Here is a 24,531-nt window from a genome sequence, read left to right as displayed (position 1 = left end):
TTCGGGATAAATTTATTCAGTTTCGATACCCCGTTAAGATCCAAGAAGGAAGCGACAAGTTCTGATGCTGATCCCTGATCAGTAGAACACACGAGATGACATGCGGTTGAGTCGGCATGCACTTCTGTCTGATATATTTTCCAAATCATGATCCCGCAGCCTACAACCCGTTTCGCGCAAAACGTAATTTCGAATTGTGCCACAAGTTACAATCCCCACCTTCGCAACTCGCTACCGAGTCCTGTGCCACTATTAACGCATGGTTTCGAGAGGTGGAGGTGGCAGCGCTAGGAAATCAGACATCCCCAACTCCCTCCTACTCAATTCAGAGTTCCCGATGCAGAATTGAGAATGTCGCCGAAAAGCCCTAATTTCAGTGATGAATCCGTCCCGGGGCTGAGAATCTTGAAGCACCCCGGCTTTGCATCGAAAAACAGAAGCGACTCACCTTTCAGGAGTGCCGGCATGAGCGGAGATTCGTTCAATCCCTACAAAATGGCGCAACAGCAGTTCGATTCCTTTGCGGAACGGCTCGGGCTGGATGACGGAACGCGCTCGTTGTTGCGCGTACCAGACCGCGAATTTCATTTCAACATCCCCATCCGTATGGATGACGGCAGCTGCAAGGTGTTCCGCGGCTTCCGTATTCAGCACAATGATGCGCGGGGGCCATGCAAAGGCGGTGTCCGCTTCCATCCGCAGGAAACCGCCGACACCGTCCGGGCACTGTCCATGTGGATGACGTGGAAAACAGCCGTCGTGGATATTCCACTCGGCGGAGGGAAGGGCGGCGTGGTCTGCGATCCGCACAATCTTTCGCAGCGGGAGCAGGAAGCGCTCTGCAGGGGCTGGGTGCGGCAGGTGGCGAAATTCATCGGCCCGGACATCGACATCCCCGCGCCCGATGTGATGACCTCGTCGCAGCACATGCTCTGGATGCTCGATGAGTACGAAACGCTCGTGGGCCATCGCAGCCCCGGCGCCATTACGGGCAAGCCCGTAGGTCTCGGCGGTTCGCTGGGGCGCGCCGAATCCACCGGCTACGGTGTAATATACACCGTACGCGAAGCGCTGCAGGAACTGGGCTTGAACATCGCCGACGCCACGGCGTCGGTACAGGGCTTCGGCAACGTGGCCCAGTATGCCATAGAGCTGCTCAACTATTACGGCGGGAAAACCATCTGCGTCTCGAGCTGGAATCAGAAGGAGCAAACCGCCGTCGCCTTCCGGAAAAAAGACGGCGTCGACCTGAAAGTGCTGCGCACACTCACGAACTCCTACGGAGAGATCAGCAAGGAGAAGGCCCTGGACGCCGGCTATGAGGTGCTGCCGGGCGACGCGTGGATAGAACAGGACGTGGATGTGCTGATTCCCGCCGCGCTCGAGAATCAAATCAATCGCGATACGGTCAAATCCATTTCTCCCTCCGTTAAAATCATCGCCGAGGGGGCGAATGGGCCCACCACGCCCGTGGCTGATCCCGTCATACGCGAGAAAGGCATCTGGCTTATCCCGGATTTCCTCGCGAACGCCGGCGGCGTTACCTGCAGCTACTTCGAGCAGGTGCAGAGCAACATGAATTACTACTGGACACGCGACGAGGTGATCAGTAAACTGGACGCGAAAATGACCGACGCCTATTTCGCCGTATCGGGTATGGCGCATCGTCGGGGCATTCCCATGCGCGACGCCGCCTACATGATCGCCATCGCCCGCGTGGCCGAAGCCTGCAGAATGCGTGGCTGGGTGTAGCGGGCGTACGGCATCGCGCCGGAGCTTCTGTGTCTCTGCACGGACGCGGTCCGCAACGTCGGTGTACACTGCCCGCATGCGCGGCGAAACGCGCCGGTCGGTGATCCCGGTACCCCGAACCTTCTTCTCGCTCAATGTGTAACGGTGCGTATCCATGGCCATTGCCGCTAGCAGCTACGACGATGAAGTCACCAGACTGATCAGCCAGTTCGGCGAGGATTATCGCGCGCGTCAACGGCGCCAGCTGGACTTCAAGGATCTGATGCGGGTGCGGGTGAACAATATCCTGCTCGTGTCGAGTCTGTACGATTACTACACGCTCGTGGAAGACGGTCAGTTGACAGAGGCCATTTTCAACGAGTACTCCGAGCTGAACCTTCACTACGCGCCGCATATCACGCGGGTGAGTTCGGGTGAGGCGGCACTGCAGCTTCTGGAAACGCGGGAATTCGACATCGTCATCAGCATGCTGCGTCTGGGCGATATGGACCTGGCGTCCTTTTGTTCCGCGCTCAAGCATCGTCATCCCGAGCTGCCGGTGTTTCTTCTGTCCTTTCAATCGGCGGAGTTCGAGCTGTTCATGAACACCGCCGATATGCGCATTTTCGACAACGTCTTCGTCTGGTCCGGTGATCGCACGTTGTTTCTCGCCATAATCAAGCTCTTCGAGGATATTCGCAACGCGCCGGTGGACTGCCTCGATTTCGGTGTGCGCGCGGTGTTGCTTGTCGAGGATTCCCCCTGGTTTTATTCATCCTATCTCCCGCTGATTTACGCGGAGCTGATCCGTCAGACGCAGGGTTTGATCGAAGAGGGGAGAAACTTCGCGGACAAATTGCTGCGGCAGCGCGCCCGTCCGAAAATTCTGCTCGCGCGAAACTATGAGGAAGCCACCGCGCTGCTCCGGCGGTACGGCAAAGGCATACTGGGCATTATTTCCGATCTGTCCTTCACCCGGGGCGGCGAGACCGATCCCGAAGCGGGTCTGATGTTCGCCGCCGAGGCACGCCTGCTCAATGAGGAACTCCCCATTCTGATCCAGTCTTCGAGCACGGAATACCGGCTGCGTATCGAACACGAAGGGCTGGCGTTCGTGGACAAGAATTCCCGCATTCTGTTGCAGGAGCTCAGCGAATTCATGACGCAGAACTTCGGTTTCGGGGATTTCGTGTTTCGCGAGCCCGATGGCACCGAGCTGTCCCGCGCGCGAACGATTCGCGACCTGCGCGAAAAGCTTCGCTACATCCCCGCCGCGTCTCTGGAATTCCATGCGCGGCGCGATCACTTCAGCAACTGGCTCTGTGCGCGTACCCGCTTCGAGCTGGCGGACCGCATCAAGCCGGTGAAGGTAAGCCAGTTCACGAGTATCGAAGAACTGCGCGCCTATCTGATCTCCGTCATCACCGAGCACCTCGTGCAGGATCAGAAAGGGGTGATACAGGATTTCAGCCGCAGCGACTACGACAGCGAGAGCCGCTTTTTGCGCATCGGCTCGGGTTCACTCGGCGGCAAGGGACGCGGCCTGGCGTTCACGGATAATCTGCTCCGGAAATATCTGGATCGGGATTTCTTCCCGGACATGAGCATCTCCATACCGCGCACCATCGTACTCGGCACGGACGTTTTCACGCAATTTGTCGAGCAAAACGATTTGCTCGAACTCGCCCTGCTGAACGTCTCCGACGGCGAAATACTCCGCGCCTTTCTACACGCTGATCTGCCGCCGACCGTGCTCGGCGACCTGCGCGCCATTCTGGACAAAGCGCGCTTTCCTCTGGCCGTACGTTCCTCGTCGCTGCTCGAAGACGCCATGTATCAGCCCTTCGCCGGCATTTACGCCACGGTGATGATACCGAACAGCAGCAGCGATCCGTCGGTGCGTTTCCACAACCTGACGCAAGCGGTGAAATTTGTGTATGCGTCCACGTATTTCCGCGCCGCGCGGAATTACATCGAAGCCACATCCAACCGCATCGAAGAGGAGCGTATGGCGGTGGTGATACAGGAAATCGCCGGGGACCGCTGCGGACGCTATTTCTATCCGCATATTTCCGGTGTGGCGCGCTCCTTCAACTACTATCCCTTCGGCAAGGCGAAACAGAAAGATGGCGTCGTGAATCTCGCGCTGGGCCTCGGAAAGACCATCGTTGATGGCGGTACGAGCCTGCAGTTCAGTCCCGCCTATCCGACGGTGTATCCGCAGTTCGGGACCACGCGCGATCTGTTTCACAATTCGCAGCTGAAATTCTACGCGCTGGATCTGGAATCCGATATCGTCCGGAAATATCCGCGCGAGGATCAGAATCTGGTCGTCCTCGGCCTTGATGAGGCGGAGAAGCACGGCACGCTGGAGCATCTCGCCTCCACGTATTCCGGACAGGATGATCGTCTGTACGAAGGCATCGGCCGCCAGGGACCGCGCGTGCTGACCTTCGCACCCATTCTCAAATCCGGCATCATTCCGTTGAATGAGGTGGTTCGACTTCTGGTGGGAATGTGCGAGACCGCGGTGAATTGTCCCGTCGAGATCGAATTCGCCGTACGGCTTGGACGGAAGGCGGCCGCTCCGGCGGAGTTCAGCTTTCTGCAGCTCCGGCCCATGGTCAAGCAGGAGGGGAGCGTGAACGTGAATATGAGCGCCGTCCCGCAGGAGTCCGTCCTCTTCCGCAGCGAGCAGGCGTTGGGCAACGGCCTGACCCATGTGCGGCATATCGTCTACGTCAAACCCGAGACCTTCAGCGCCATGAAAACGCGCATGATGGTCAAGGAAATCAGCGCCATCAATCAGCGCCTGCTTGCCGAGCGTACACCGTATCTGCTGATCGGACCGGGCCGTTGGGGTAGCTCCGATCCGTCGCTCGGCATCCCGGTGGGTTTTTCCGACATCTCCTCCGCGCGTGCCATCGCCGAGACCTCTCTCCCGGACATGATCATTGATCCGTCGCAGGGATCGCATTTTTTTCAGAATCTCACGTCGTTCCGCATTGCGTATTTCACGCTGCGGCATTACAACGAGCAGCACAGCATTGACTGGGACTGGCTGGAGTCGTTGCCGGTGCAGGAGGAAACGACGTATTGCAAGCATGTTCTCGCGCCGGAGGATGTGGAAATTCTCGTGAACGGACAATCCGGTGAGGGAGTGGTGTTGAAGCAGCGGCTGTTGCAGAACGGAAGCAATACCTCTGGATAGCGGTCGTCCGTGTGTCGCATACACAAAGAGCAACGGCGCCCTCACACAGGTGAGAGCGCCGTTGCTCATTTCAGGACCACGGTTGGCTATTTCCGCTTACCGTAGGAGGTTTTGTTGTCGGAGTGCCCGGAGGAATGCTTCGGCGCAAACCCATTTTTTCTTGCGGAACCGCCACGGAACGACGCGTTGTATTCCGTTGACCAGTTGTTCGCGCCGTCGGGCTTCGGTGCCGTGTTGTTGCGGTTGCGTGGCTTTTTCGCAACGGGCAGCGCCCATTCGGGGATGTTCGAGGCCACGCGTTTGCGCGGGGCTTCGGGTCGGGCGACTGTCGCTTCGCGGTGCTCGCGACGTTCGCCGTTCGCGGGGAGTCCGTTTGCTCCGTTATCCCTCAAGCGGCGCGGTGCGCCTTTGTCACGCGCATCTGTCCGCTCGTGACGCGGTTGCGGACGGGGACCCTGCCCGGGACGTTCGGTATGCGTACGGAAGGGGCGCCCTTCGCTCTCCAGGGGTCGGGCTGTCTGTCCGTGACGCGGCGCTCCGCCGTTGGCACGCTGTGGTGCCGGAGCGGTTTGTTCCGAACCGCCTCGGCCGCGATACGTGTCGCGCTCGCCGCGTTCGCTGCGAGGACCACCGAAGCGTTGATTCCCATTTCTGCCGCGGTTGTCGCGAGATTCCTCGCTCCTGCGACTGTCGGGCCTGCCCTGTCCGCCATTGCGCGATGCGCTCTGACCGCTGGCCTGCCGCGCCTGATACGTGCGATCCGGGAGGACCTGACCATCAGACGTTTCAAGGTGGAAGCGGAGTCCGGTAAAAGACTCGATGCGCTTGAGCATGATCCGCTCATCGCGCGAGACAAAGGTGATGGCGTCGCCGGTGGCTTCCGCGCGGCCGGTTCGACCAATACGGTGAATGTAATCCTCGGCATAGGTCGGCGTATCGAAATTGATGACATGCGAGATGCCCTGTACATCGATGCCGCGCGCGGCGATGTCGGTGGCGATGAGCACGCGGACACGTCCGCGCTTGAAATCATCGAGCGCCTTGTTTCGCTGGCTTTGCGAGCGGTTGGCGTGGAGGACCGCCGAACCGACGCCTTCGTTTCCGAGACGTTTGCTGATTTTATCGGCACCGTGTTTGGTGCGGGAAAATACGAGGACGCTTTCCAGTTCCTTCTGTCCGAGAAGATCGGAGAGCAAACCGAATTTCTGGTCTTTTTCCACCGCCAGAAATTGCTGACGGACGGATTCGACGGGGCTGCGTTCGATGCCGACCTCGATTTTGACAGGATCCTTCATGATGATGGCGGCGAGCTTGCGCACCTCGTCGTTGATGGTTGCGCTGAAGAGCAGCGTCTGACGCTCTTTCGGGATATGCGCGATGATGCGCTTGACGTCGGTGATGAAGCCCATGTCGAACATGCGGTCAGCTTCGTCCACGATGAGCACTTCGCAGGCGCTGAGATCCACGCTGCCGCGATTCAGGTGGTCGAGAAGTCGACCGGGCGTGGCGGCGAGCAGATCCATGCCGTTCCGCAGACGATCTATCTGCGGTTCGATGGACACGCCGCCGAAATGCGCGTCGCTGCGGAGTTGCAGGAAGCGGCCGTATTTCCGGGTTGACTCGTTGATCTGTTGCGCGAGCTCACGCGTAGGCGCGAGCACCAGTGCGCGGACCTTGCCGCGGCGGGCGCGGCCATGAAATCTGCTCAATGGCGCGCTTTGTGTGAGCCGATCGAGAATGGGGAGAACGAAGGCGGCGGTTTTTCCCGAGCCCGTCTTTGCGCGTCCGAGCACATCGGAGCCGGAAAGAACGGGAGGGATGGCCAGAGCCTGGATTTCCGAGGGTGTCTCATAGCCGGCCGTCTGCACTGCGCGCAGCAACGGCTCGGAGAGACCGAGAGATTGAAAACTCATTGAGTTCCTTGTATTTGCATTGGAGAGACGCACTTGATCGGAGCCCCGTCAGGCGGGGGTGTCCTGTGTCCGTCTTACGCCAGAGAAATCTGGTTCAGGGGAGGGATCACCGGGATCGGAAGCGATTCTCAAAAGTCCGCGTCCGAAACCTGTGGATCAGAGGCGGGTGCCGTGTATCTCACGACAGCTAGTAAGGTACAAACAAGATTTCTGAAAACCTAGAGAAAAATATCATGCATGCGAATGCACCCGCTCGCGGTTTCCGTGCGCTATGTGGGCGAAACATGCTGTTCGTCCAGATCAAGGAAAAATCGGACATTTCTATCGTGCATATTCATGGACATCTCTATTGTGCGCGAACAGAAAAATATCATGCAAGCATTGGCGTGGATGCATGGGAAATGTTTGATTGCACCGGCAAGAAATCCCCATCAGCCCCGAGTCCTGTCTGTGCACGCCGCAGCACAGTCATCACTCTTTTGGTGCGGCAAGAAAAGGGGGTCTCCTATTCAGAGATAGTATCTGCGACCTGCGTGTCTGTGGCGTCCGTCTCGGGAAGCACCCGGTATCGGAAATGAGACCATTGGTATGGATCCGTTCTCCCGGGAATGGAGAGCGGAGAATCGGCGTTGAGGAATTGCCTGCGGGATTACCTGAGTGGATTTCGTACCATATTCCACCATGCGCTGCAGTGCGAATCACCAGATTGCATTCCACGAGACAACCCGAGGTCCGCGGAGCAATAGTGTACCGTTGAAGGCACATCGGGATGACGATGCACGAGATTTGTGGATGCAGAGCTGGTGCCGGGGAGTGTGCCCTCTCCATGGCATTGCCGGTATATCCACGTGATAATCAGCGTTGTTCCGTATATTAGCGACACGACTGCGCGGTGAATACTGCAGGTACGAGAAATTGGAAACACATTATACTCCGTGCACGGTCATTGTCATTGTTGTCCGCATCGCACGTCCGTCTTCTGTGTCGCGAGAAGCTTCTGTCACGACTCAACCGTACACGCTGCGTTATTTTTCATAAGGGTCCTCCATGACGGAACATCTCTCATCGATCCCTATCGAAGCGCTCACCGCCCTCTGTGGCCGATACCATGTGAAGAAGTTATCACTCTTCGGATCAATTCTGGGACAACATTTTACCGATTCGAGTGACATCGACGTTCTTGTGGAATTCCATGAAGGGCACGTTCCCGGGTTCGCATTTATCACAATGCAGGACGAGTTGGAGGAGTTACTGCATCGCCGCGTCGATCTTCATACACCGAACAGTTTGAGCAAATACTTCAGAGAGGAAGTCATGCAACACGCCCGGGTTCTCTATGCTGAATAAGGACCGCATTCGCATCCGCCACATGCTTGACGCGACGGAGAAAGCGCTGGGATTTAGCGACACGATACGTCGTCAGGACCTCCAGTCCGATGAAATGCGTGCCCTCGCGATTATACGACTTCTCGAAATCATCGGTGAAGCCGCGTCGAAAGTCAGCGAAGAAACGAGAACTGCGCATCCTGATATACCGTGGAGGGAAATGAGTGGTACGCGGAACAGGTTGATTCATGCCTATGAGGAAGTAGACCTGGATATCGTGTGGCAGATTCTTTCGACGGATTTACCGCCACTTCGGAACGCACTCCATCATCTGTTACGCGGTCACGACGCACAAACTCCGCTCTTCGAGGGTGAGGGGTCGTGAGTGCATACGTTGGGGTTATACGCCCCGAAGCATTCTTCTTCGACCATCCGCGCTGAAAACATTCCTCCACCACGTGCTGCGGCGAGCTTCCGCTCGCACTCGTTCCTTCTCATTCACTCCCGGTGTTGAAGGTCTCTCACTGTTGCTCGGGACAATCATTACGCCCGAAGAGCAGCTTCGAGCCTCGATGCGCTCGCATGGCAACGCCGTGCCATGTTGAATGATACCATCGAGTCACCATGTTGAGCAGGACATCGTGGGTTATGGCACGATGATCACTATGGAAGTCGGCACTTCGGCTCCGCTCAGGGACCGAAACCACAGGGACCTGCTGGCATCCCCGATAGAGACCTTCGCCAGGCAGAGGCCGACCGACGGTCGCCCGTCGGACTTTGATCCCCCCATTGACATCCATCGCACCTTCAGGTATATTGCTACAAAATTTGGTGTAATCAGTCGAATATCCGTAAATCCGCACCCGGCACCGTGCGTTTCGTGCATTCCGGCGTCACCGGCCAGTCGTCAGTCATGTGCGCGATATCACAGGTCCGTGTTCCCTGAGCCGACGTGCCGTGCAATACTGTTTGTATGCAGAAGGAAGCAGCCGCTCCACTGTGGCATGTGACCAGAGACAGTACGAACAACGGAGAAAGCGCACCTTGTTCTTGCTGAATACCGATACGGCATTGTTTTTTCCGCCATATCATCGCAATTACTTTGGAGGTCTCACCGATGGAATTCAGAAAGACAACCATACTCCCCACCGACGATGCGGAACTGGCGGGGAGGATGCTCGCGGATCTCGTATATGAGCAGCCCTATGTACTCTTCGTGGTACTGGGGACGGGCCCTGAAGCCGAGGACCTGGTGCAGCGCGCGGCAAAACTCAGCGGCGCGGAGTCTGAGCCACGATGGGTCGTCTGGATCAGGCAGCCCGTAATGCTCGAAACGCAGATCCGTAACTTCTCCGGGGCGGAAAGGCTCCCTGCCGCCCTCGGGCACTGCAGAGCCTTCTCCATGTCCATCACCGATGCCATACGGGATGTGATGCTCGCATCTGATGGCGTACCGAATCTTATGCGTGTCCTGCAGGCGTATTTCCGGGCGGAGAAAATGGAGGAAGACGCATGAGATGGATGAAGCTCCTTTCGTGGATTTGCGCTGCGGTGCTCCTCACTGCTGTCACGAGCTTCGGGCGGGATCAAACATCCGGCGCGATACAACTGGAGGAAATCGATCAGGACGGCAGGAAGTGGATCATGCAAGGTGCGGCGCCCATAGTGGACATCAACAGCACGCTGCATATTCGTCTGGACCTGTCCGAAATCCGCAGACGTCTCGCCGTATCGTTCCCTGTCAGGGGTTTCCCGGAAGAGGAACTGGAGCGCCTGATCGTCCTGCAGCAAGCTGCGCGTCAGGGTCTCGCGGTGCTGCCGGATGTCGCCGTGGCGCTGAAAACACTGGTGGAAAGTGCGATGACGCCGCAGGATCTCAAAGCTTTCGAACAGGCCATGGACCCCGCGGCGACCATCGGAGACAAGATTCTCGAAATAGCAAATGCGGATGCTGCAACATTTGGTGTGATGGTGGAAAGACGCCTGGAAAAAGCCGGTCCGTCTACGCACGATACCTATCGTCTTGTGTTTGAGGCGGCGGCGGAATACACCGCGCAGCTCACCGACACGCTCGATGCACGCATCGCGAACGAAGCGGTGTACATTGCGCTCGGGGCGTGGATGCGCACAGGCGAAGGCAGCGTGCCGCTGCATCTTGCGGGCTTCGACGCGTATCCGCAGGGCGAGTTTTACGAAATCCCCCGATGGAATGTCGTCCTTACCGAAGAGCAGAAGAAACAGCTCGATCGTTCCGCAGCGCTCGCAAAGGAGTACAACGCGGGCAGAACCGATGTACAGCGTATGCTCGAGAGCATGCTGGCACAAACCTTCACTGTCGTTCGCGAGACAATCGAAGGCTGCGCCGGCGGGCTTCGCGGCACGATGGACACACTGCTGTCCGAAGCGGGTGGCATAGGCGGGTCCGCGCGGGAGGAACTCTCGAAACTGAAAGCGGAGATCACGCAGTATGCGGATATCGTTTCCGGGCTTCACAGAAAATACACGGGTGCAGCGGAGAAGGGCGACGCGACAGTGTGGCTGCAGGCCGCTGTCATTGATGTGCATGATCTGGCGAACGCGACGAAGCGTCTTGCGCAGCATATCGCCGCTCTGGCGGATGAGCGAGGAATCCTCGCCACACTGGGTGGTCTGAATGCGCGAACGGCGGAGCGTGTGCGGGACCTGCGGAGGACCTTGCTCACCTGCGTGCACACGGCAATTACACCGATTCATGCAATTCTCGACCAGGTGCGTTATTCCGGCGGTCTTGCGCATTCCGGAGACAACATCACCGCGCAGGCGCTCGCGTTCGGTGCGCTGGTCACGCGGCACGACATCGCGCAGTTGCCGGCGGAGACGACGCTGGATCTCCGCTACACCGGGAAGCGTGCGCCGGGTGATGCGGTCGTGATCAGGCTCGGTGCGGCGCGCGTTGATCCCGCTGCGGGAAAAGGCGAGACGGCGACCGACCTGTACACGACGACCATACAGTTGTATCAGGTAGTGTCGCATATCGAAACGACTGTCGGATTGGTGTTTGTGGATCCGCTGGGCGTCACCGAGGTGCAGCGGCGCTTCCAGGCGGCGCCATCCTACAGTGTTCTCCTCAAAGCCGGCAGCCGGAGCAGCGCGTTGTACAACCGCCTCATCAATCCCGGCATCGGGCTCAATGTGAGCGCGCTGTATTTCGACAAGGACGATGTGCCGGAGCCGGGCATCGCGATCGTCGGATCCATTTTTCGAGATTATCTCCAGGCGGGCTTCGGATACAATCTGTTTCTCGATACGCCGTACTGGTTTTTCGGCACGAGTCTGCCGCTGCTCAACATCCCCATACCGGGTGCGGGAACGGCGGGGGAGTGAGATGCGGAGCGGTACTCAGCGGATGACCGACCCGTTGATTGAGATTTACGTCGGGACCACGAGTCTATACGTACTTTGAGAGCTCATGCAGGGGAGACCCTCAATAGCAGTGACGGAGCAGAGGAAGTCGCAGAATTTCCGAGGAATGCTGATTGACGCGCAAGAGCTATGAAGGTGAGGAGCACCTGTGTACTGCGCTGAGCAGCATTTCACGATTCTACACCGCCGGGTAGCAACCATATCCCCTGTATGCGAGCATGCCTGTCTCGACATGATCCCATATCCGCTATCATGGCGCATGGACTGGGGTTCAATAGTATCGTATGCTGCGGGCTTTAGATTTGTAACAACTGTGCCACGGGCCGCGCGACGCGGTTCATATTTTACCGAAGTTTTCTGATATTAATCGATCAAGCATCAACCCAAACCATCCCCCCTCATCCATGGAGATCCTCTTGCGCACGACATCTTTCACACGAATCACCTTTCTGTTGTTGCTGTACTGCGCCGCGAGTCTGCACGGTCAGACCAATACTGTCGGGATGCTGCTGCATGACACAGCGAAGGCGTTTCGCGGATATACGCTGTTCGCTCCTGTCAGATCCAACACGACCTATCTGATCGACAACGACGGGAAATTGCTGCGCTCATGGAAAAGCGCTTATTTTCCGGGACAGGCCGCCATGTTGCTGCCAGACGGTTCACTGCTGCGGGCGGCAGCGGCCGAGTCGGGCCATCCGTTTACTGCGGGTGGCGCCGCGGGCCGCGTCGAGCGCTTCGACTGGAGCGGCACACTCACATGGAGTTTCGACTATTTCAGCGACAGTTACTGCACGCATCACGACGTGGAAGTGTTGCCCAACGGGAATATCCTGCTGATTGCCTGGATGAAGAAATCGCTGTCGGAAGCCGCCGCGGCGGGGAGAAATCTGAGCGGCGCCACGTACACGGAGGTCTGGTCGGAAAAAGTCATAGAAGTACAACCGACGGGCAGCAATGGCGGTGTCATCGTCTGGGAGTGGGATATATGGGATCACCTCGTGCAGGATTATGATTCGACAAAGGCGAATTACGGTATCGTATCTCAGCATCCCGAACTCTTCGATATCAATTTCGGCGATATGAAGGACGACTGGCTGCATATCAATTCCGTGCGATACAATGCGTTACGCGATGAGATCATTCTCAGTGTGCATGCGACACACGAGGTATGGGTTATCGATCACAGTACCACGAAAGCGGAAGCGGCGGGACACACGGGTGGAAAGCGTGGAAAGGGGGGGGACCTGCTCTATCGTTGGGGCAATCCGCAGGCCTACAAAATGGGGAATGCGACCGATCAGAAGCTTTTCGCGCAACACGATGCGCGCTGGATAGATGCGGGATATCCCGGCGCCGGAAACATCCTCATTTTCAACAATGGTCCGAGACGGCCCGGAGGCGCGTATTCATCCATCGAGGAGATCGTTCCGCCTCTGGCCCCCGATGGTTCCTACGAGCGCGCAACAGATTCCGCCTTCGGTCCCGACCGAACGGCGTGGACGTACAAGGCGTCACCGCCGGCCTCGTTCTTCGCTCTCAACGTTTCCGGTGCGACACGCCTGGAGAACGGGAACACCCTGATTTGCGACGGACCCGACGGCGTGTTTTTTGAAGTCACCGCCGCCGGCGAGATCGTCTGGAGGTATATCAATCCCGTGAGTATCACCGGTCCGATGACGCAGGGAGACAGACCGATGCGGAACACGGTGTTCAAAATAAATCGCTATGCGCCCGACTACGCCGGTGTTGCGGGGAGGGATCTCACACCTGGCGGAACGATAGAATTGTATCCGACCGGCGTCAAGGGCGAAGCCGGGTATCCTTCCGAGGTGACGCTTTATCAGAACTACCCCAACCCCTTCAATCCCGTCACGACGATGCGTTTTTCCATTCCGCAAAGGGAGCATGTTGTGTTGACTGTATCCGATGTGATGGGCAGGGTAGTGCAAACGCTGATCGATGGTGTGCTGGAAGCGGGTAGTTACGAGTTGCCTTTTAATGCGGATGGAATCATGAGTGGCATACTTCTCAGCCGACTGCGCAGCGGAAGTGCCACGATCAGCAAATCCATGATGCTGTTGAAGTAAGGCAGGTTTCCACGCCGTGTGGCGGAGTATTTTGACGTAGCATGCAACAAGATGCGCGTCGCACAGAATCCGCGATTTTATCGTACTGCCGTTCGGAGCAGAGCGCTCTCAGTGGAGACGTCCGCCGTATGATCAGCGGCCGCTCGTGCTCTCCACTGCGGGCATTAAACGAATCTCACCCTTTTCCTGTCAAACACATCTTTGGCGCAGAGCGGAGAAAATGCAACTGCGTCCCACATAGCGGTTTTTGAGGCAACACAGCATGAAAGCTTCACATCGTTCAACAAAACGATTGCCGTATACACTCTTCCTGGTGCTTTGTCCTCTTTCAGCATGGATGACGCATGCGCAGCAATTGCCGTATTCCGTGGTTGATACGCATCAGCAGTTGAGCTACAACAACAACGCGGTCATAGCGACGCCGCAAATCGGGCAACCCTTCCACGGGCAGGACGCACAGTACGCGGGACATCAGCCGAGTTATACCGTGAGCACCGATGGCTTGACGGTGTTCGACCACGTCAGCGGTTTGACCTGGCAGCGGGCTGCGGACACCAACGGCGACGGGATTGTCTCATCCGCAGATAAGCTCACCTTCGCGCAGGCCACGGCTCATCCCGTGGCGCTCAATTCTGCGGTGCACGGCGGCTACAGTGACTGGAGACTGCCGACGATCAAGGAGCTGTATTCCCTCATGGATTTTCGCGGCACCGATCCTTCCGGCTACAACGGTACCGACACGCGGCAATTGACGTCCTTCCTCGATCAGGAGTATCTCAGATTCGCTTACGGAGATCCCGCGGCGGGCGAACGCATTATCGATGCGCAGTACGCGAGCAGCACGCTGTACACATCCACGACTATGGGCGGCGGCGAGACCATGTTCGGTGTCAATTTCGCCGATGGACGCATCAAAGGTTACCCGAAATCCACCGGACCGGGCGGGCGGACAGCGACATATTTCGTGCTCTGCGTGCGGGGCAACACGAGCTACGGCAACAATGACTTCTTCGACAATGGCGATGGCACTATCACCGACCGTGCAACAGGACTGATGTGGTCGCAATCCGACGGCGGCGTCAAACTGAATTGGCAGGACGCCCTCGCCTGGGCGGCGCAGAAAAACAACGAAACGTATCTGGGCCACAACGACTGGCGCCTGCCCAATGTCAAGGAGCTTCAGAGCATACTTGATTACACACGCGCGCCGGCCAGCAGCAATTCTCCGGCCATCGATCCGGTATTCGATTGCACGAGCATCACGAATGAAGCGGGCGAACAGGATTACCCCTGTTATTGGTCTTCGACCACGCACGCGGCATTCAACGGCAGCGGAAACGCCGCAGCGTATGTGGCCTTCGGCAGGGGAATGGGCTATATGAACGGCAGGTGGATAGACGTGCACGGCGCCGGTTGTCAGCGCTCCGATCCCAAAGCGGGCGATCCCGCGGACTATCCGCAGGGCCGCGGTCCGCAGGGGGACGCGATTCGCATATATAATTACGTGCGTCTGGTACGCGACGCATCGGCCACCACCGGAATGGGAGATCATGGGTCGCAGCTTGAGACAACGCCGGCGAGTCCGCGATTGGAGCAGAATTATCCGAATCCCTTCCGCGAAGCGACGACGATCAATTACACACTCCCCGCTGCAGGCGAGGTGTCGCTGCGTGTGTACGATGCGATGGGGCGCTGCGTCGCGACGCTTGTGGAAGGCCTGCAGGAGTGCGGGATGTACAGCGTCCCTTTCCGCGTGCGGCAGATTCCATCAGGCGTATACACCGTCGTTCTGCGAGCGGGTGGCGTGCAGTCCATGCGCAGTATGCTCGTCTGGTGATTCGTCTGAAGCGAAACCGGGATGTGTGCGCAGCATGCTACCGCTCAGTCCGGCTGTTTTTTTCGACATATCGCGGAAGGCATGGATGAAGATTTCCTCCCCGCGAGAATATCGCGCGACCCCACTCGGCCTGTATGATGTATGTAGCGGAACGAGTGCACAGTTGTCGTCGGTTCAGGTTGAAGGCATACATCGGATTGGGTGAGCGGATGTATTGACATACACGAAATCACCGGACGAGAATCCGGATTCCTATTCACCGGTACAGAGCCCCACTCTCCCGGCGCGTTGCTTTATGATCGCCCTGAATTCTTCCTTCACGGCTTCCGGCAAAAAGCTGATTCCTATGAATTCCATCCAGCGCGGGATCGCCTTCTCAAAGCGGCGGAACATGGCACCCACGGATTTTTCATTCAGCCCGGCGAGATAACACGCATTCTCGAAGCTGCGCCGGGAAATGCTCCGCTTCTTGCCGTCAAGTGTCAGCGCGAGTTCCTCCGTATCCTTCGGATTGACCAGCGCGGTGGCGACCATGTCGTACGCCGGGGCGAGCGCATAGCCGATACCGGGACTGTCGATCAGCGAGAAATTCTTCAGATGCATGTCCGCATTCCCCGTAAGGAATGAAAACAGGACCTGTTCGTAGAATATGCCGACGTCGAACAAGGGATTCGCCGAGTACCGGATGAGGGCTCTCGCAATTTGCTCGTGTGAGCCGTGATACTTGTGTTCTGTGAGCCGACCCGTAATCTGGCACATGTCCTCCATGTGCAGCAGCCCCTCCTTTGTGCGATCAATTCTCGCGGTGATGTACGCGAGCTTTCCTGATTGCATGCGAATCAGTGAGTGCGGTACGGTGCGTAAACCTGCCAGCGATGCCAAATGCATGGTGCAATCTTCCACTTCCGGCAGGTACGGATACTGCGGGGTCGGAGGTTTGAGAGTATAACGTCCCCACATTCCGACGATGGTAAACCGCCTGTCGTGTACGTTTTTCACGGCCTTTTCCAGTTCGAGCGACAATTTTGCCTGCACACCGGTTACCGCTATCCGCGAGCGGACTACCTGCAGCGCCAGACGCAGCATGTCCGACTCGGAGTACGGTAACTTGGGCGGTTGAGGAGTGCCGAACATTTTTCGACTGCATGCCGGGTGAAAATCTCCGGACTCATCATCGAGCAATGCATAGCAGAACAGACAGCGTTTCACAGAGTTCATAATCCTGCTTCTCCGGTGGCGCGCACACTGACGGCGCCGATGCAGTCGCGACAACACGTCATAAGTAATCCCATGCGGTCGCGCGGATCCAGCTTCCAATTTTCGCGGGCGACGTCCAGCAGCCATCCCTCGGGAATCAGGCCGTCGAAAAACGGAAAGAGGACCGGGTTTTCGAATGATTCTTTTTGAAGAGGGAGGGTGAGGCTGATTGCTGGTTTTCCTCCGGAGGCGAGGTAGGTTGGATCATAGGTGAACGTGTACCCGTTCTCATCTTCGATGAGTCTCCCCGCGTATTGTTCGTGCATGAATACCTCTGCGATTCTCATTGCATGCTCCGCTTCTTTGATCGTTCGATACCGGTCTCGCTTTCTAAAAGCAGATCGCGATCCATGGGTACCGGCCCCAACTCGTGCCCGAAAGTACGGAGCACAAGGTTCACTTTGTCCATTCGTAACGTGGCTTTGCCCTGCTCCAAATCCCGGACGAATCTCAATCCGACGCCCGCGCGCTCAGCGAGATCGGGCTGTGTCAGACCCGTTGCTTTTCGCTTTTCCTTGACGAACCGCTGAATGTTCATTATCTCACCGAGTATTGTACCTGATCGGGTATAATTGCTTCTGTTGCGAACTTGTTATACCCGTGCAGGTATAAAAATGGATATCACCCCTTAACATATACCCGTAAAGGTATAAAAGCAAGTGATATTCTCCTTCTTGCTACGGTACCGTGTTGGGTAGAGCCGCACTTTGATATCGTCTGGCTCCGCAATGCCATCGCCTGCATCGCTGTTCCACAACGCGGAGAGCCTGTTATCCCGCGAGCAGCAGATATTCGCCTGCATTCCACGACACGGCATCGATCATATACCTACCGTCGGGTGTATCTTGTGGCTGCTGTCGGAGCGTCAATGTCGCCCGGCCCTTTGAAGGCAGTACCACCTGGCAATCAACAGCGGGAATGTGACAGCGAGCAAGCCCCCTTCGGCTGCTAAATACACGAACGCCGCGGAGAAGCGCCGCGGCGTTCGAAAAAGAACAGAGTTCTGAGTGTTATTTCGTTGCGGGAATCAGCACCTGATCGATGACGTGAATCACGCCTCGTCTATTCGTTTGGTCTTACTCCGCAAATCATTCTGTTCCCGTCAGTCTACCAAGGTCTCCCGACGTCTCACCGAACGATCATGAGCATGCTTGATTGCACGGCTCCGTCCGCAATCAGCCGACAGAAATACGCACCGTCGGGGTATTCCGGCACAGCCCATTCCACACAATGAGTGCCGGCATCGTATTGGCCCGACAGGAGCTGCGCCACCTGCTCACCGGCGAGATTGTGCACTGTCAGGCGGACGGATTGCCGGTGGGAAAGTGTGAAGCGGATCGTGGTTCGGCTACTGAATGGGTTCGGATAGTTGGATTCCAGTCGACACTCTGCTGGCGGTCGGGGCTTATCGGAAGATGTCGGAAGCACCACTTTTGCGCTACGGAGCACTCCGCTGCCGTCTGTGCCGGCAAGAAGGTAGCCGTTGGCAGTCAAGACGAGGGAGAGAATGGACGTTGAATGATCAACGTCGGTCCATGTAACCCCGTCGTCGGTCGATTCATACACTACGGGAATGTTGCTGAAGGACCTTGGTCCGGAGCTGAACCATATCCGACCACCGGGGCCGGTTGCCAACGCCTGAATCCCTGAAGTCGAAGCCGTCGTCATCCTGGTCCAGTTGACCCCATGATTCGTTGATTTGTAAAGAGATGCCGAGGCGACTGCTATCAGGTCGCCCATCGAGGTCACGGATATCGAGGATATGCCGACGGTGGACAGCGTGGAATTGAGCCTCCAATTAAGGCCTGCGTCTGTCGAAATAAACAGTCCCCAGGAACTCCCGACGATTATATTGCCGTTACGAGCCGTGGCGGTGGCTGAGATATACATATTCGTCAATCCGGCGTTCGATGGCGCCCAGTTGTCACCTCCGTCGGTGGAGCGGAAAACACCCTCCCCGAACGTTCCTGCGAAAAGCGTGCCTGTGGAATGTATGCCGAAGCAGCGGACAGCATTGACGCCGCCTGTCAGCATCCGTTGCCAGGTCTGTCCTTCATCCGAAGAGCGATAGACGACGCCACTGTCCGCACCGGCAAACAAATGGCCGCCGGAATATGCGAAAATCGTCCGCGCGTCTATACTGTCCAGCGCCGTTGAATACCAGGATTCGCCGTTATCGGAAGAGTGATGCACGCCAGCGCCCGCCGTAGCGGCGTAAATGCGTCCATCCGTTGCGACCGTCATGGAGCGTACGAGCGTGGCGGGCAGGCGGCGGTCCTTCCGCATCCAATTCTCCCCGGCGTCAGACGTGTGAAAAATGCCTCCGCCTGCCGTCCCGGCAAACAGCCCGCGTGCTGGATCGGCCAGGAGTACGTTTACCGCAGACCAGATAGACCCCTCATTGATGCGCTGCCAGTTTCCGCCCCGGTTGGACGAAGCATAGACACTCCCTTTCGACGTCCCTGCAAAGACCGTCCCGTTCTGCCCGACGGCGATTGACAACACAAAGGTGTCGAGCAGATTATTGTTCGCCTGCGTCCACTCAACGCCGTTGTTTGTCGTTTTGAAAATACCGCGGTCCGTGCCAGTGAGAATCGTGCCGTCCTCGAGAAGTGCTATAGAGTTGCAGTCCCTGTTCTGTATGAGATAGCCCATAGGAGACCACGAAGCACCGCAATCGGTTGATAGGTGGCATCCGGAACTCGAGGACGCGTACAGTGTATCGTCCTCGCCTTTTGCGAAAGCGTTCGGTCTATAGCTTTTCAAGCCGACGTTTGTCCAGCTGAAGCCGTTGTCCGTAGTCCGATATACCCCGGATGCGTAGCTTCCTCCGTCGAATCCCGCAAGCAGGTCTCCACTTGCATTGAAGACCAGCGAACGTACTCCGGTGAACGAAGGCAACCCGCCGCTCCACGTGTTCCCGTTGTTTCTCGAACTGTAAATACCACCACCCCAGGTGCCGATATAAATGTGACCGGCGCTGTTTAGGGCGATTGCAGGAACTTCGCTGTACTTCGGCGTGATGCCGTTGAGAACCTGTACGAATATTCGTTCCCAGTGTTCTCCGTCGTCCGGTGAGCGGAAGAGACCTCCTCCTTCCGTTCCCGCCAGAAGCGAGCCGTCGTTAGCTATTGCCAGCGACTTGACGGAAGCGCCGTGAGGACCGTCGGTCTGTGACCAGAAATTCTGGCTGACCGAAGTCAAAGGGAATAATGCCATCGTCAGGGCTGCAATGGTCAGTATCCGTGTGTTCAGCATTGGGTATTACTCCGGTTGTCGGTGAAAGTGCGTCGTTTCCGTTCTGGCAAAATGGTGAGTCGTGTACTGGTGATCCTCGGATATCCGGCATCGTGAATGCGGACTCCGGAAGCAAATTATGCGGCCAAGCCGGGCGTATTGTCATGGAAATGTCAATATACACGAACGCCGCGAAGAAGCTCCGCGGCGTTCGAAAAAAACAGAGTTCTGAGTGTTATTTCGTTGCCGGAATCAGCACCTGATCGATGACGTGAATCACGCCGTTCGATGCGGCAATGTCGACTGCGGTGACGGAAGACTTGTCGATCATCACTTTGTCGCCTTTGACGCTGATCATGACCGACTGACCCGACAAGGTCGTTGCGTTCTTGAGTTTGACAACTTCTGATGAAGTCACACTGCCACTGACCACATGGTAGAGAAGGATGTTCTTCAGCGCTTCCGTGTCCTTGAGAAGACTTTCCAGCGTTCCCTTCGGCAGTTTGGCGAAGGCTTCGTCCGTGGGAGCGAAGACGGTGAACGGACCCTTACCCTTGAGAGCGTCGACAAGGCCGGTGGCGGTCAGCGCCTTGGCAAGCGTGGTGAAGTTTCCGGCTTCCACGGCGACGGTCACAATGTCTTTTTTTCCTTTTTCATGGCCGTGCGCCTGAACAGGGGATTGAGCGAAGAGCGCGATGGATAAAAGGCCGAAGAGGATGGAGGCTATGCGAGTTTTCATGATGTGTTCCTTGTATTGATGTGATGTTATTGAGTTCGATGATTTTTTACTTGTTGACGATAATCTGCGCGTTGAGAGCCGTGCCGCCGGAGCCGGATACGAAGCCGCGGGCGAAGACGGTGTAGATTTTACCGTTGTCGAGACGGATGCCGTTCAGATCGAGGACAACCGTTGAGGTCCCGGCCAGACGAACCTGCAGATCATAGGATCCTGCATTGAGCGGGAGAAAGCTCGTGAATTTCTTGAAGGACACGTTGGGGAAGACGACTGTTCCGTCCTTGGTGGTAATATCTACCGCAGGGGCATCGGACGAGAGATGCACGAAGCGTACATGCGCTTGACCGGCAGCAGGCATCGTGAGATCATCTTGCAGCACCAGCGCTTCGATGTTGGCGACGCGGTTGACCGCGAAGACGGAGTAGTTTTTACCCGCATCGAACAGGAGGTCGGCGCCGATAGCAGTGGTCATGGTTCCGGCCACATTCACCTTTATAGCACGCGTTCCGGCGGGGATGCTCAAATAGCCGGTATTATTCGGAAATGTCAGATTGGAACCGGACAAGACACCATCGAGGTAGAGGTCGACAGCCGGGGCGTCGGGAGAGGCGTGGATGACCTTGAGAAGCGCCGTCGCGGGGGAGAGATCCGCGAAGAGCTTGCCATCGCCATTGTCAATGAAAGCGCGAACTCCAAACGGATAGTTGTCGCTTGCGTCAAGCGTGCCATGTGCTACGATCGAGTACATCTTGCCGTTTTCCAGAGTTACCTTGTCAAGGATCACAACTTCTTTGGAATTGCCCGCGGCGGTGACGGCCAGCGTGTAGGAGCCACCATCGACTTCAATAAAATCTCTCACACCTTTGAATGCGGTGTTGGCGAAAAGCGAAGCTCCGGCACCGTTATTCAACTTGATATCGACAGCCGGAGCGTCGGTAGATGCATGAATGAAGCGTACTTTCGCTTTCGCGCCGGCATCAGCATCGTTGGCGACCACCGGAGTGATGTTGGCGAGCGTGTTCATTGCCAGCACCGTATACCTTTTGCTCTGTTCGATAGGCAGGTTCGCCTCAATAACTACCGGAGATGTCGCTCCAGCGGGGACCACCTTGACATTGACCGTACCCGCGTTGACTACAGCGTACCCTGAGCTCGCACCGTAGGCGAGATTGCTGATGGCTTTGCTCCCGTTGACCCACACATCCACGGCGGGAGCATCGTGCGAGGTGTGCACAACGCGAATCGATGACTGACCGTTGTTCGTCATCGGAGCTGCAGGTGTCGCTTCATCCTCGCTGCATCCCGTGGTGCTCATCGACAGGAGGGCCGCCGTGAGAAGAAGGAGCGTAAATGCAGGCATGCGCAATGCCGTTGCCATGTTGAGAGGAAGCGCCTGAATCATTGTCCGTTTCATGTCTGGTCCTTTTGTATCGTTGAGTGAAAAGCTCTGTAATGCTTACGGTATTGTAAACCTGTGTCTAGAAATAATGGTTCCGTAGTTAGACAAATATTTCAGAAATTTTTGCATAGTGCGTAATGATGCTTGCATTCCATACATTTTATCAATAAGTTTGATACAAATACTAGACAAAATGAAAGACAGCCAAACATACAAATACCCCATAAGACTCGCATCGGAGATGTCGGGCGTGTCTGTGTATGTCATCCGTGCGTGGGAGAAGAGGCATCAGGTTTTGTCTCCGGAGCGGACGGAAAGCAACCGCCGTCTCTATTCCGACAGGGATATCGAGCGTTTGATTTTGCTCCGCCAGCTTATCGAGCTGAGGCATTCCATCGGGGAGCTTGCGGCGTTGAGCAACGAAGCGCTTATAGAGCTTCTCGCGAAAGAACGCACCGGGAAGCATGTGCCGGATCCGGGTAGCACCGGATCTCCCGAAGGAAGAGATTTTCAGGGCGATATGCTCGCGGCAGTCCGCGCGCTGGACGTTCGTGCCTTGGAGGATGTGCTGACGCAGGCCTCGCTTCATCTGCCGCAGCAGGCGTTGATAGGGGAGGTCATCGTACCGTTTCTTGAAGCACTCGGGCGTCAATGGCAGGAGGGGACGATGCGCATCGCGCACGAGCACATGGCGACCGCAGCCGTGCGCACCTTTCTCGGCTCCATCGTTGCTGCGGCGCCGCGCTTCCCCAGCGCTCCCTCGGCGCTGGTTTGCACGCCGGTGAATCAAGTACACGAACTCGGAGCGCTCATCGCGGCAGTAACGGTTGCCATGCGTGGATGGAATGTCGTGTATCTCGGCGCCAATCTTCCGTCGGAGGAAATCGCGGCCGCCGTGCGTCAATTGAGTGCGCGCATGTTGATTCTCGGCATCGTCTATCCCGCCGACGATGCTCTGCTGCACCGCGATTTGCGTCGCCTCGCCACGCTTCTTCCCGGTGGCGTTGCCGTGGCAGTGGGAGGACGTGCGGCGGGGGCGTACGCGGCTTCTCTCGAATCGATGGACGCGGCCATCATTCGCGATCTCGACGACCTCGGCCCGCTGCTCGATGTCCGGGACGCGCCATTGCGGCTCAGGGAGAAGAAATTAACGCAAAGTCGCAAAGAGGCAAAGGCGCAGAGGGACTTTAAGGGTACTGTATAAGGATCGATGGCACGGTGCCCATCTCTCGTTTCAATCAGGCATCTTCTGCCATGAAGACAAGGTGAGTCTCGCTTTGCCCAGGGCATCCTTAGCGTCTTAGCGATAACTTCCTCTCCCTCTGCGCCATTGCGGCTCAGGGAGAAGAAATTAACGCAAAGTCGCCCCTTCGACTACGCTCAGGAAACGCCAAGGCGCAGAGGGACTTTACAGGTAGTATATGAGGATTGATGGCACAGTGACCGCTTCTCTTTTCATTCAGGCTTCTTCTGCCAGGATGAAAAGCAGATTATCGTACTCCCCGGGTGACGGACATACAATGTAAAGGGTGCGGCTGACCGGCCGCACCCTTCACAGTAGAAAAATCAGTTATACGAGCAGCAAGCTGCCCCGACGCTCATCGTCGCACGACGAAGGGTCGCACGAGCCGCGTGCCGCCTGTGAGGAGCTCGATGAAATACGCACCCGGCGCCAGGTAGGAGGTATTCACCGAAAGGAAATGCTCTCCGGCGCCAGAGAGTTCTCCGTCATCAATGGAAAGTACTTCCTGCCCCGTCATCGCGTACACGGCGATGCGTGCCGACCCGGCATCCGGCAGCGTGTAGCGCACGGATATACGATCCGACGCGGGGTTGGGATAGGCGGCATGCAGCGCAAGCGTTTGCGGCGCAGCGCCGATGTTCACCATCACCACGGGCGAATATGCGAAGTTGCCATCGTAATCGATTTGCCTGAGGCGGTAGAAAAGCGTCCGCGCTGCGGAAATGCCGGGAGGGAGCAGGTCCTCATAGCTGTAGCTGTGTTCCTGCATGGTTGTGCCGCGGCCGGGGACGTAGCCCGTGGGTTGCCACGATGCCTGATCGGGCGAGCGCTGCACCTCGTACCCTGCGCAATTGCTTTCGGCGGCGGTCCGCCACAGCACGGTGACATTGCCGTTGATATGGTACGCCGAGAGACTGAGGAATTCCACCGGGATGACGGAGCCGCAAATGCGCGCGGGATCGTTGCCGTAGCTCAACGTGCCATAGCCGGGATGGTTCGCAAAGTAGCGGTCCGCACAGAGCTGCGCCCGGGTCGGGATGGAGATTTGCGCGCCGACGGGAATGGTTATTTGGCCTCGCTGGGCGAAGGCAGTGGAAGCCGCGATCAGAACGCAGATAAAGAAGAGCGATGTTGTTTTCATGAAAGTCC

17 protein-coding genes are annotated in these 24,531 nt (G+C 57.1%); 9 read left to right on the top strand and 8 right to left on the bottom strand.

The features are described 5' to 3' along the window. The first annotated feature begins 465 nt into the window (after positions 1-465). Complete coding sequence (locus M5R41_05575; protein ID MCZ7555855.1) at positions 466-1,752, top strand: Glu/Leu/Phe/Val dehydrogenase; 1,287 nt, start codon at positions 466-468, stop codon at positions 1,750-1,752. A 154-nt stretch (positions 1,753-1,906) separates the two neighbouring features. Beyond that, on the top strand, positions 1,907-4,942 hold the full coding sequence (locus M5R41_05570; GenBank protein ID MCZ7555854.1) for a histidine kinase: 3,036 nt from the start codon (positions 1,907-1,909) through the stop codon (positions 4,940-4,942). An 86-nt stretch (positions 4,943-5,028) separates the two neighbouring features. On the opposite strand, the gene M5R41_05565 is transcribed toward M5R41_05570, so the two are convergent. After that, positions 5,029-6,855 carry a DEAD/DEAH box helicase gene (locus M5R41_05565; protein ID MCZ7555853.1) on the bottom strand — a complete coding sequence of 609 codons (1,827 nt, stop codon included), beginning with the start codon at positions 6,853-6,855 and terminating at the stop codon, positions 5,029-5,031. 1,047 nt (positions 6,856-7,902) lie between these two features. Here M5R41_05565 and M5R41_05560 point away from each other — a divergent pair. The 6 genes from M5R41_05560 (at position 7,903) to M5R41_05535 (ending at position 15,510) form a co-directional block, all read left to right on the top strand. Beyond that, the gene (locus tag M5R41_05560) at positions 7,903-8,202 is read left to right on the top strand and encodes a nucleotidyltransferase family protein (protein ID MCZ7555852.1); all 300 of its coding nucleotides are present in this window, start codon (positions 7,903-7,905) and stop codon (positions 8,200-8,202) included. Then, on the top strand, positions 8,192-8,566 hold the full coding sequence (locus tag M5R41_05555) for a DUF86 domain-containing protein (protein MCZ7555851.1): 375 nt from the start codon (positions 8,192-8,194) through the stop codon (positions 8,564-8,566). Before M5R41_05560 ends, M5R41_05555 begins: the two co-directional genes overlap by 11 nt. 732 nt (positions 8,567-9,298) lie before the next feature. After that, positions 9,299-9,697, top strand: coding sequence for a hypothetical protein (locus M5R41_05550; GenBank protein MCZ7555850.1), 399 nt, complete (start codon positions 9,299-9,301; stop codon positions 9,695-9,697). Further along, a complete protein-coding gene (locus tag M5R41_05545; protein MCZ7555849.1) occupies positions 9,694-11,544 on the top strand; it encodes a hypothetical protein in 1,851 nt (616 codons plus the stop codon). The genes M5R41_05550 and M5R41_05545 overlap by 4 nt, the downstream gene beginning before the upstream one ends. A gap of 455 nt (positions 11,545-11,999) precedes the next feature. After that, positions 12,000-13,673, top strand: a complete 1,674-nt coding sequence (locus M5R41_05540; GenBank protein MCZ7555848.1) for an aryl-sulfate sulfotransferase — start codon at positions 12,000-12,002, stop codon at positions 13,671-13,673. Positions 13,674-13,935: 262 nt separating this feature from the next. Beyond that, a complete protein-coding gene (locus tag M5R41_05535; protein MCZ7555847.1) occupies positions 13,936-15,510 on the top strand; it encodes a DUF1566 domain-containing protein in 1,575 nt (524 codons plus the stop codon). 252 nt (positions 15,511-15,762) lie between these two features. Here the strand turns inward: M5R41_05535 and M5R41_05530 are convergent, their stop codons facing one another. The 6 genes from M5R41_05530 to M5R41_05505 all read right to left on the bottom strand — a co-directional run bounded on the left by M5R41_05530 (position 15,763) and on the right by M5R41_05505 (position 22,154). Then, a complete protein-coding gene (locus tag M5R41_05530; GenBank protein ID MCZ7555846.1) occupies positions 15,763-16,728 on the bottom strand; it encodes a HipA domain-containing protein in 966 nt (321 codons plus the stop codon). After that, the gene (locus M5R41_05525; protein MCZ7555845.1) at positions 16,725-17,054 is read right to left on the bottom strand and encodes a HipA N-terminal domain-containing protein; all 330 of its coding nucleotides are present in this window, start codon (positions 17,052-17,054) and stop codon (positions 16,725-16,727) included. The genes M5R41_05530 and M5R41_05525 overlap by 4 nt, the downstream gene beginning before the upstream one ends. Then, positions 17,051-17,305 carry a helix-turn-helix transcriptional regulator gene (locus M5R41_05520; protein ID MCZ7555844.1) on the bottom strand — a complete coding sequence of 85 codons (255 nt, stop codon included), beginning with the start codon at positions 17,303-17,305 and terminating at the stop codon, positions 17,051-17,053. Before M5R41_05520 ends, M5R41_05525 begins: the two co-directional genes overlap by 4 nt. Before the next feature lie 590 nt (positions 17,306-17,895). After that, a complete protein-coding gene (locus tag M5R41_05515; protein MCZ7555843.1) occupies positions 17,896-20,025 on the bottom strand; it encodes a YCF48-related protein in 2,130 nt (709 codons plus the stop codon). Positions 20,026-20,239: 214 nt separating this feature from the next. Then, positions 20,240-20,743, bottom strand: coding sequence for a fasciclin domain-containing protein (locus M5R41_05510; protein MCZ7555842.1), 504 nt, complete (start codon positions 20,741-20,743; stop codon positions 20,240-20,242). 46 nt (positions 20,744-20,789) lie between these two features. After that, positions 20,790-22,154 (bottom strand): DUF4397 domain-containing protein, encoded by a 1,365-nt coding sequence (locus M5R41_05505; GenBank protein ID MCZ7555841.1) that lies wholly within the window; start codon positions 22,152-22,154, stop codon positions 20,790-20,792. 178 nt (positions 22,155-22,332) lie between these two features. Here M5R41_05505 and M5R41_05500 point away from each other — a divergent pair, with 178 nt between their 5' ends. Beyond that, the gene (locus tag M5R41_05500; GenBank protein MCZ7555840.1) at positions 22,333-23,343 is read left to right on the top strand and encodes a MerR family transcriptional regulator; all 1,011 of its coding nucleotides are present in this window, start codon (positions 22,333-22,335) and stop codon (positions 23,341-23,343) included. A gap of 394 nt (positions 23,344-23,737) precedes the next feature. Here the strand turns inward: M5R41_05500 and M5R41_05495 are convergent, their stop codons facing one another. Next, positions 23,738-24,523 carry a T9SS type A sorting domain-containing protein gene (locus tag M5R41_05495; GenBank protein ID MCZ7555839.1) on the bottom strand — a complete coding sequence of 262 codons (786 nt, stop codon included), beginning with the start codon at positions 24,521-24,523 and terminating at the stop codon, positions 23,738-23,740. Positions 24,524-24,531: the final 8 nt, after the last annotated feature.

Source organism: Bacteroidia bacterium (assembly GCA_027493955.1).
Lineage (GTDB): Bacteria > Bacteroidota > Ignavibacteria > SZUA-365 > SZUA-365 > JAOSJT01.
This window is presented reverse-complemented; position numbering and strand designations above follow the sequence as displayed.

What these genes read in the sequence shown, in the direction of transcription:
- M5R41_05575 (MCZ7555855.1), top strand. Translation starts at nt 466, where the DNA reads ATGAGCGGAGATTCGTTCAATCCCTACAAAATGGCGCAACAGCAGTTC.
- M5R41_05570 (MCZ7555854.1), top strand. Translation starts at nt 1,907, where the DNA reads ATGGCCATTGCCGCTAGCAGCTACGACGATGAAGTCACCAGACTGATC.
- M5R41_05565 (MCZ7555853.1), bottom strand. Translation starts at nt 6,855, where the DNA reads ATGAGTTTTCAATCTCTCGGTCTCTCCGAGCCGTTGCTGCGCGCAGTG.
- M5R41_05560 (MCZ7555852.1), top strand. Translation starts at nt 7,903, where the DNA reads ATGACGGAACATCTCTCATCGATCCCTATCGAAGCGCTCACCGCCCTC.
- M5R41_05555 (MCZ7555851.1), top strand. Translation starts at nt 8,192, where the DNA reads ATGCTGAATAAGGACCGCATTCGCATCCGCCACATGCTTGACGCGACG.
- M5R41_05550 (MCZ7555850.1), top strand. Translation starts at nt 9,299, where the DNA reads ATGGAATTCAGAAAGACAACCATACTCCCCACCGACGATGCGGAACTG.
- M5R41_05545 (MCZ7555849.1), top strand. Translation starts at nt 9,694, where the DNA reads ATGAGATGGATGAAGCTCCTTTCGTGGATTTGCGCTGCGGTGCTCCTC.
- M5R41_05535 (MCZ7555847.1), top strand. Translation starts at nt 13,936, where the DNA reads ATGAAAGCTTCACATCGTTCAACAAAACGATTGCCGTATACACTCTTC.
- M5R41_05530 (MCZ7555846.1), bottom strand. Translation starts at nt 16,728, where the DNA reads ATGAACTCTGTGAAACGCTGTCTGTTCTGCTATGCATTGCTCGATGAT.
- M5R41_05525 (MCZ7555845.1), bottom strand. Translation starts at nt 17,054, where the DNA reads ATGAGAATCGCAGAGGTATTCATGCACGAACAATACGCGGGGAGACTC.
- M5R41_05520 (MCZ7555844.1), bottom strand. Translation starts at nt 17,305, where the DNA reads ATGAACATTCAGCGGTTCGTCAAGGAAAAGCGAAAAGCAACGGGTCTG.
- M5R41_05515 (MCZ7555843.1), bottom strand. Translation starts at nt 20,025, where the DNA reads ATGCTGAACACACGGATACTGACCATTGCAGCCCTGACGATGGCATTA.
- M5R41_05510 (MCZ7555842.1), bottom strand. Translation starts at nt 20,743, where the DNA reads ATGAAAACTCGCATAGCCTCCATCCTCTTCGGCCTTTTATCCATCGCG.
- M5R41_05505 (MCZ7555841.1), bottom strand. Translation starts at nt 22,154, where the DNA reads ATGAAACGGACAATGATTCAGGCGCTTCCTCTCAACATGGCAACGGCA.
- M5R41_05500 (MCZ7555840.1), top strand. Translation starts at nt 22,333, where the DNA reads ATGAAAGACAGCCAAACATACAAATACCCCATAAGACTCGCATCGGAG.
- M5R41_05495 (MCZ7555839.1), bottom strand. Translation starts at nt 24,523, where the DNA reads ATGAAAACAACATCGCTCTTCTTTATCTGCGTTCTGATCGCGGCTTCC.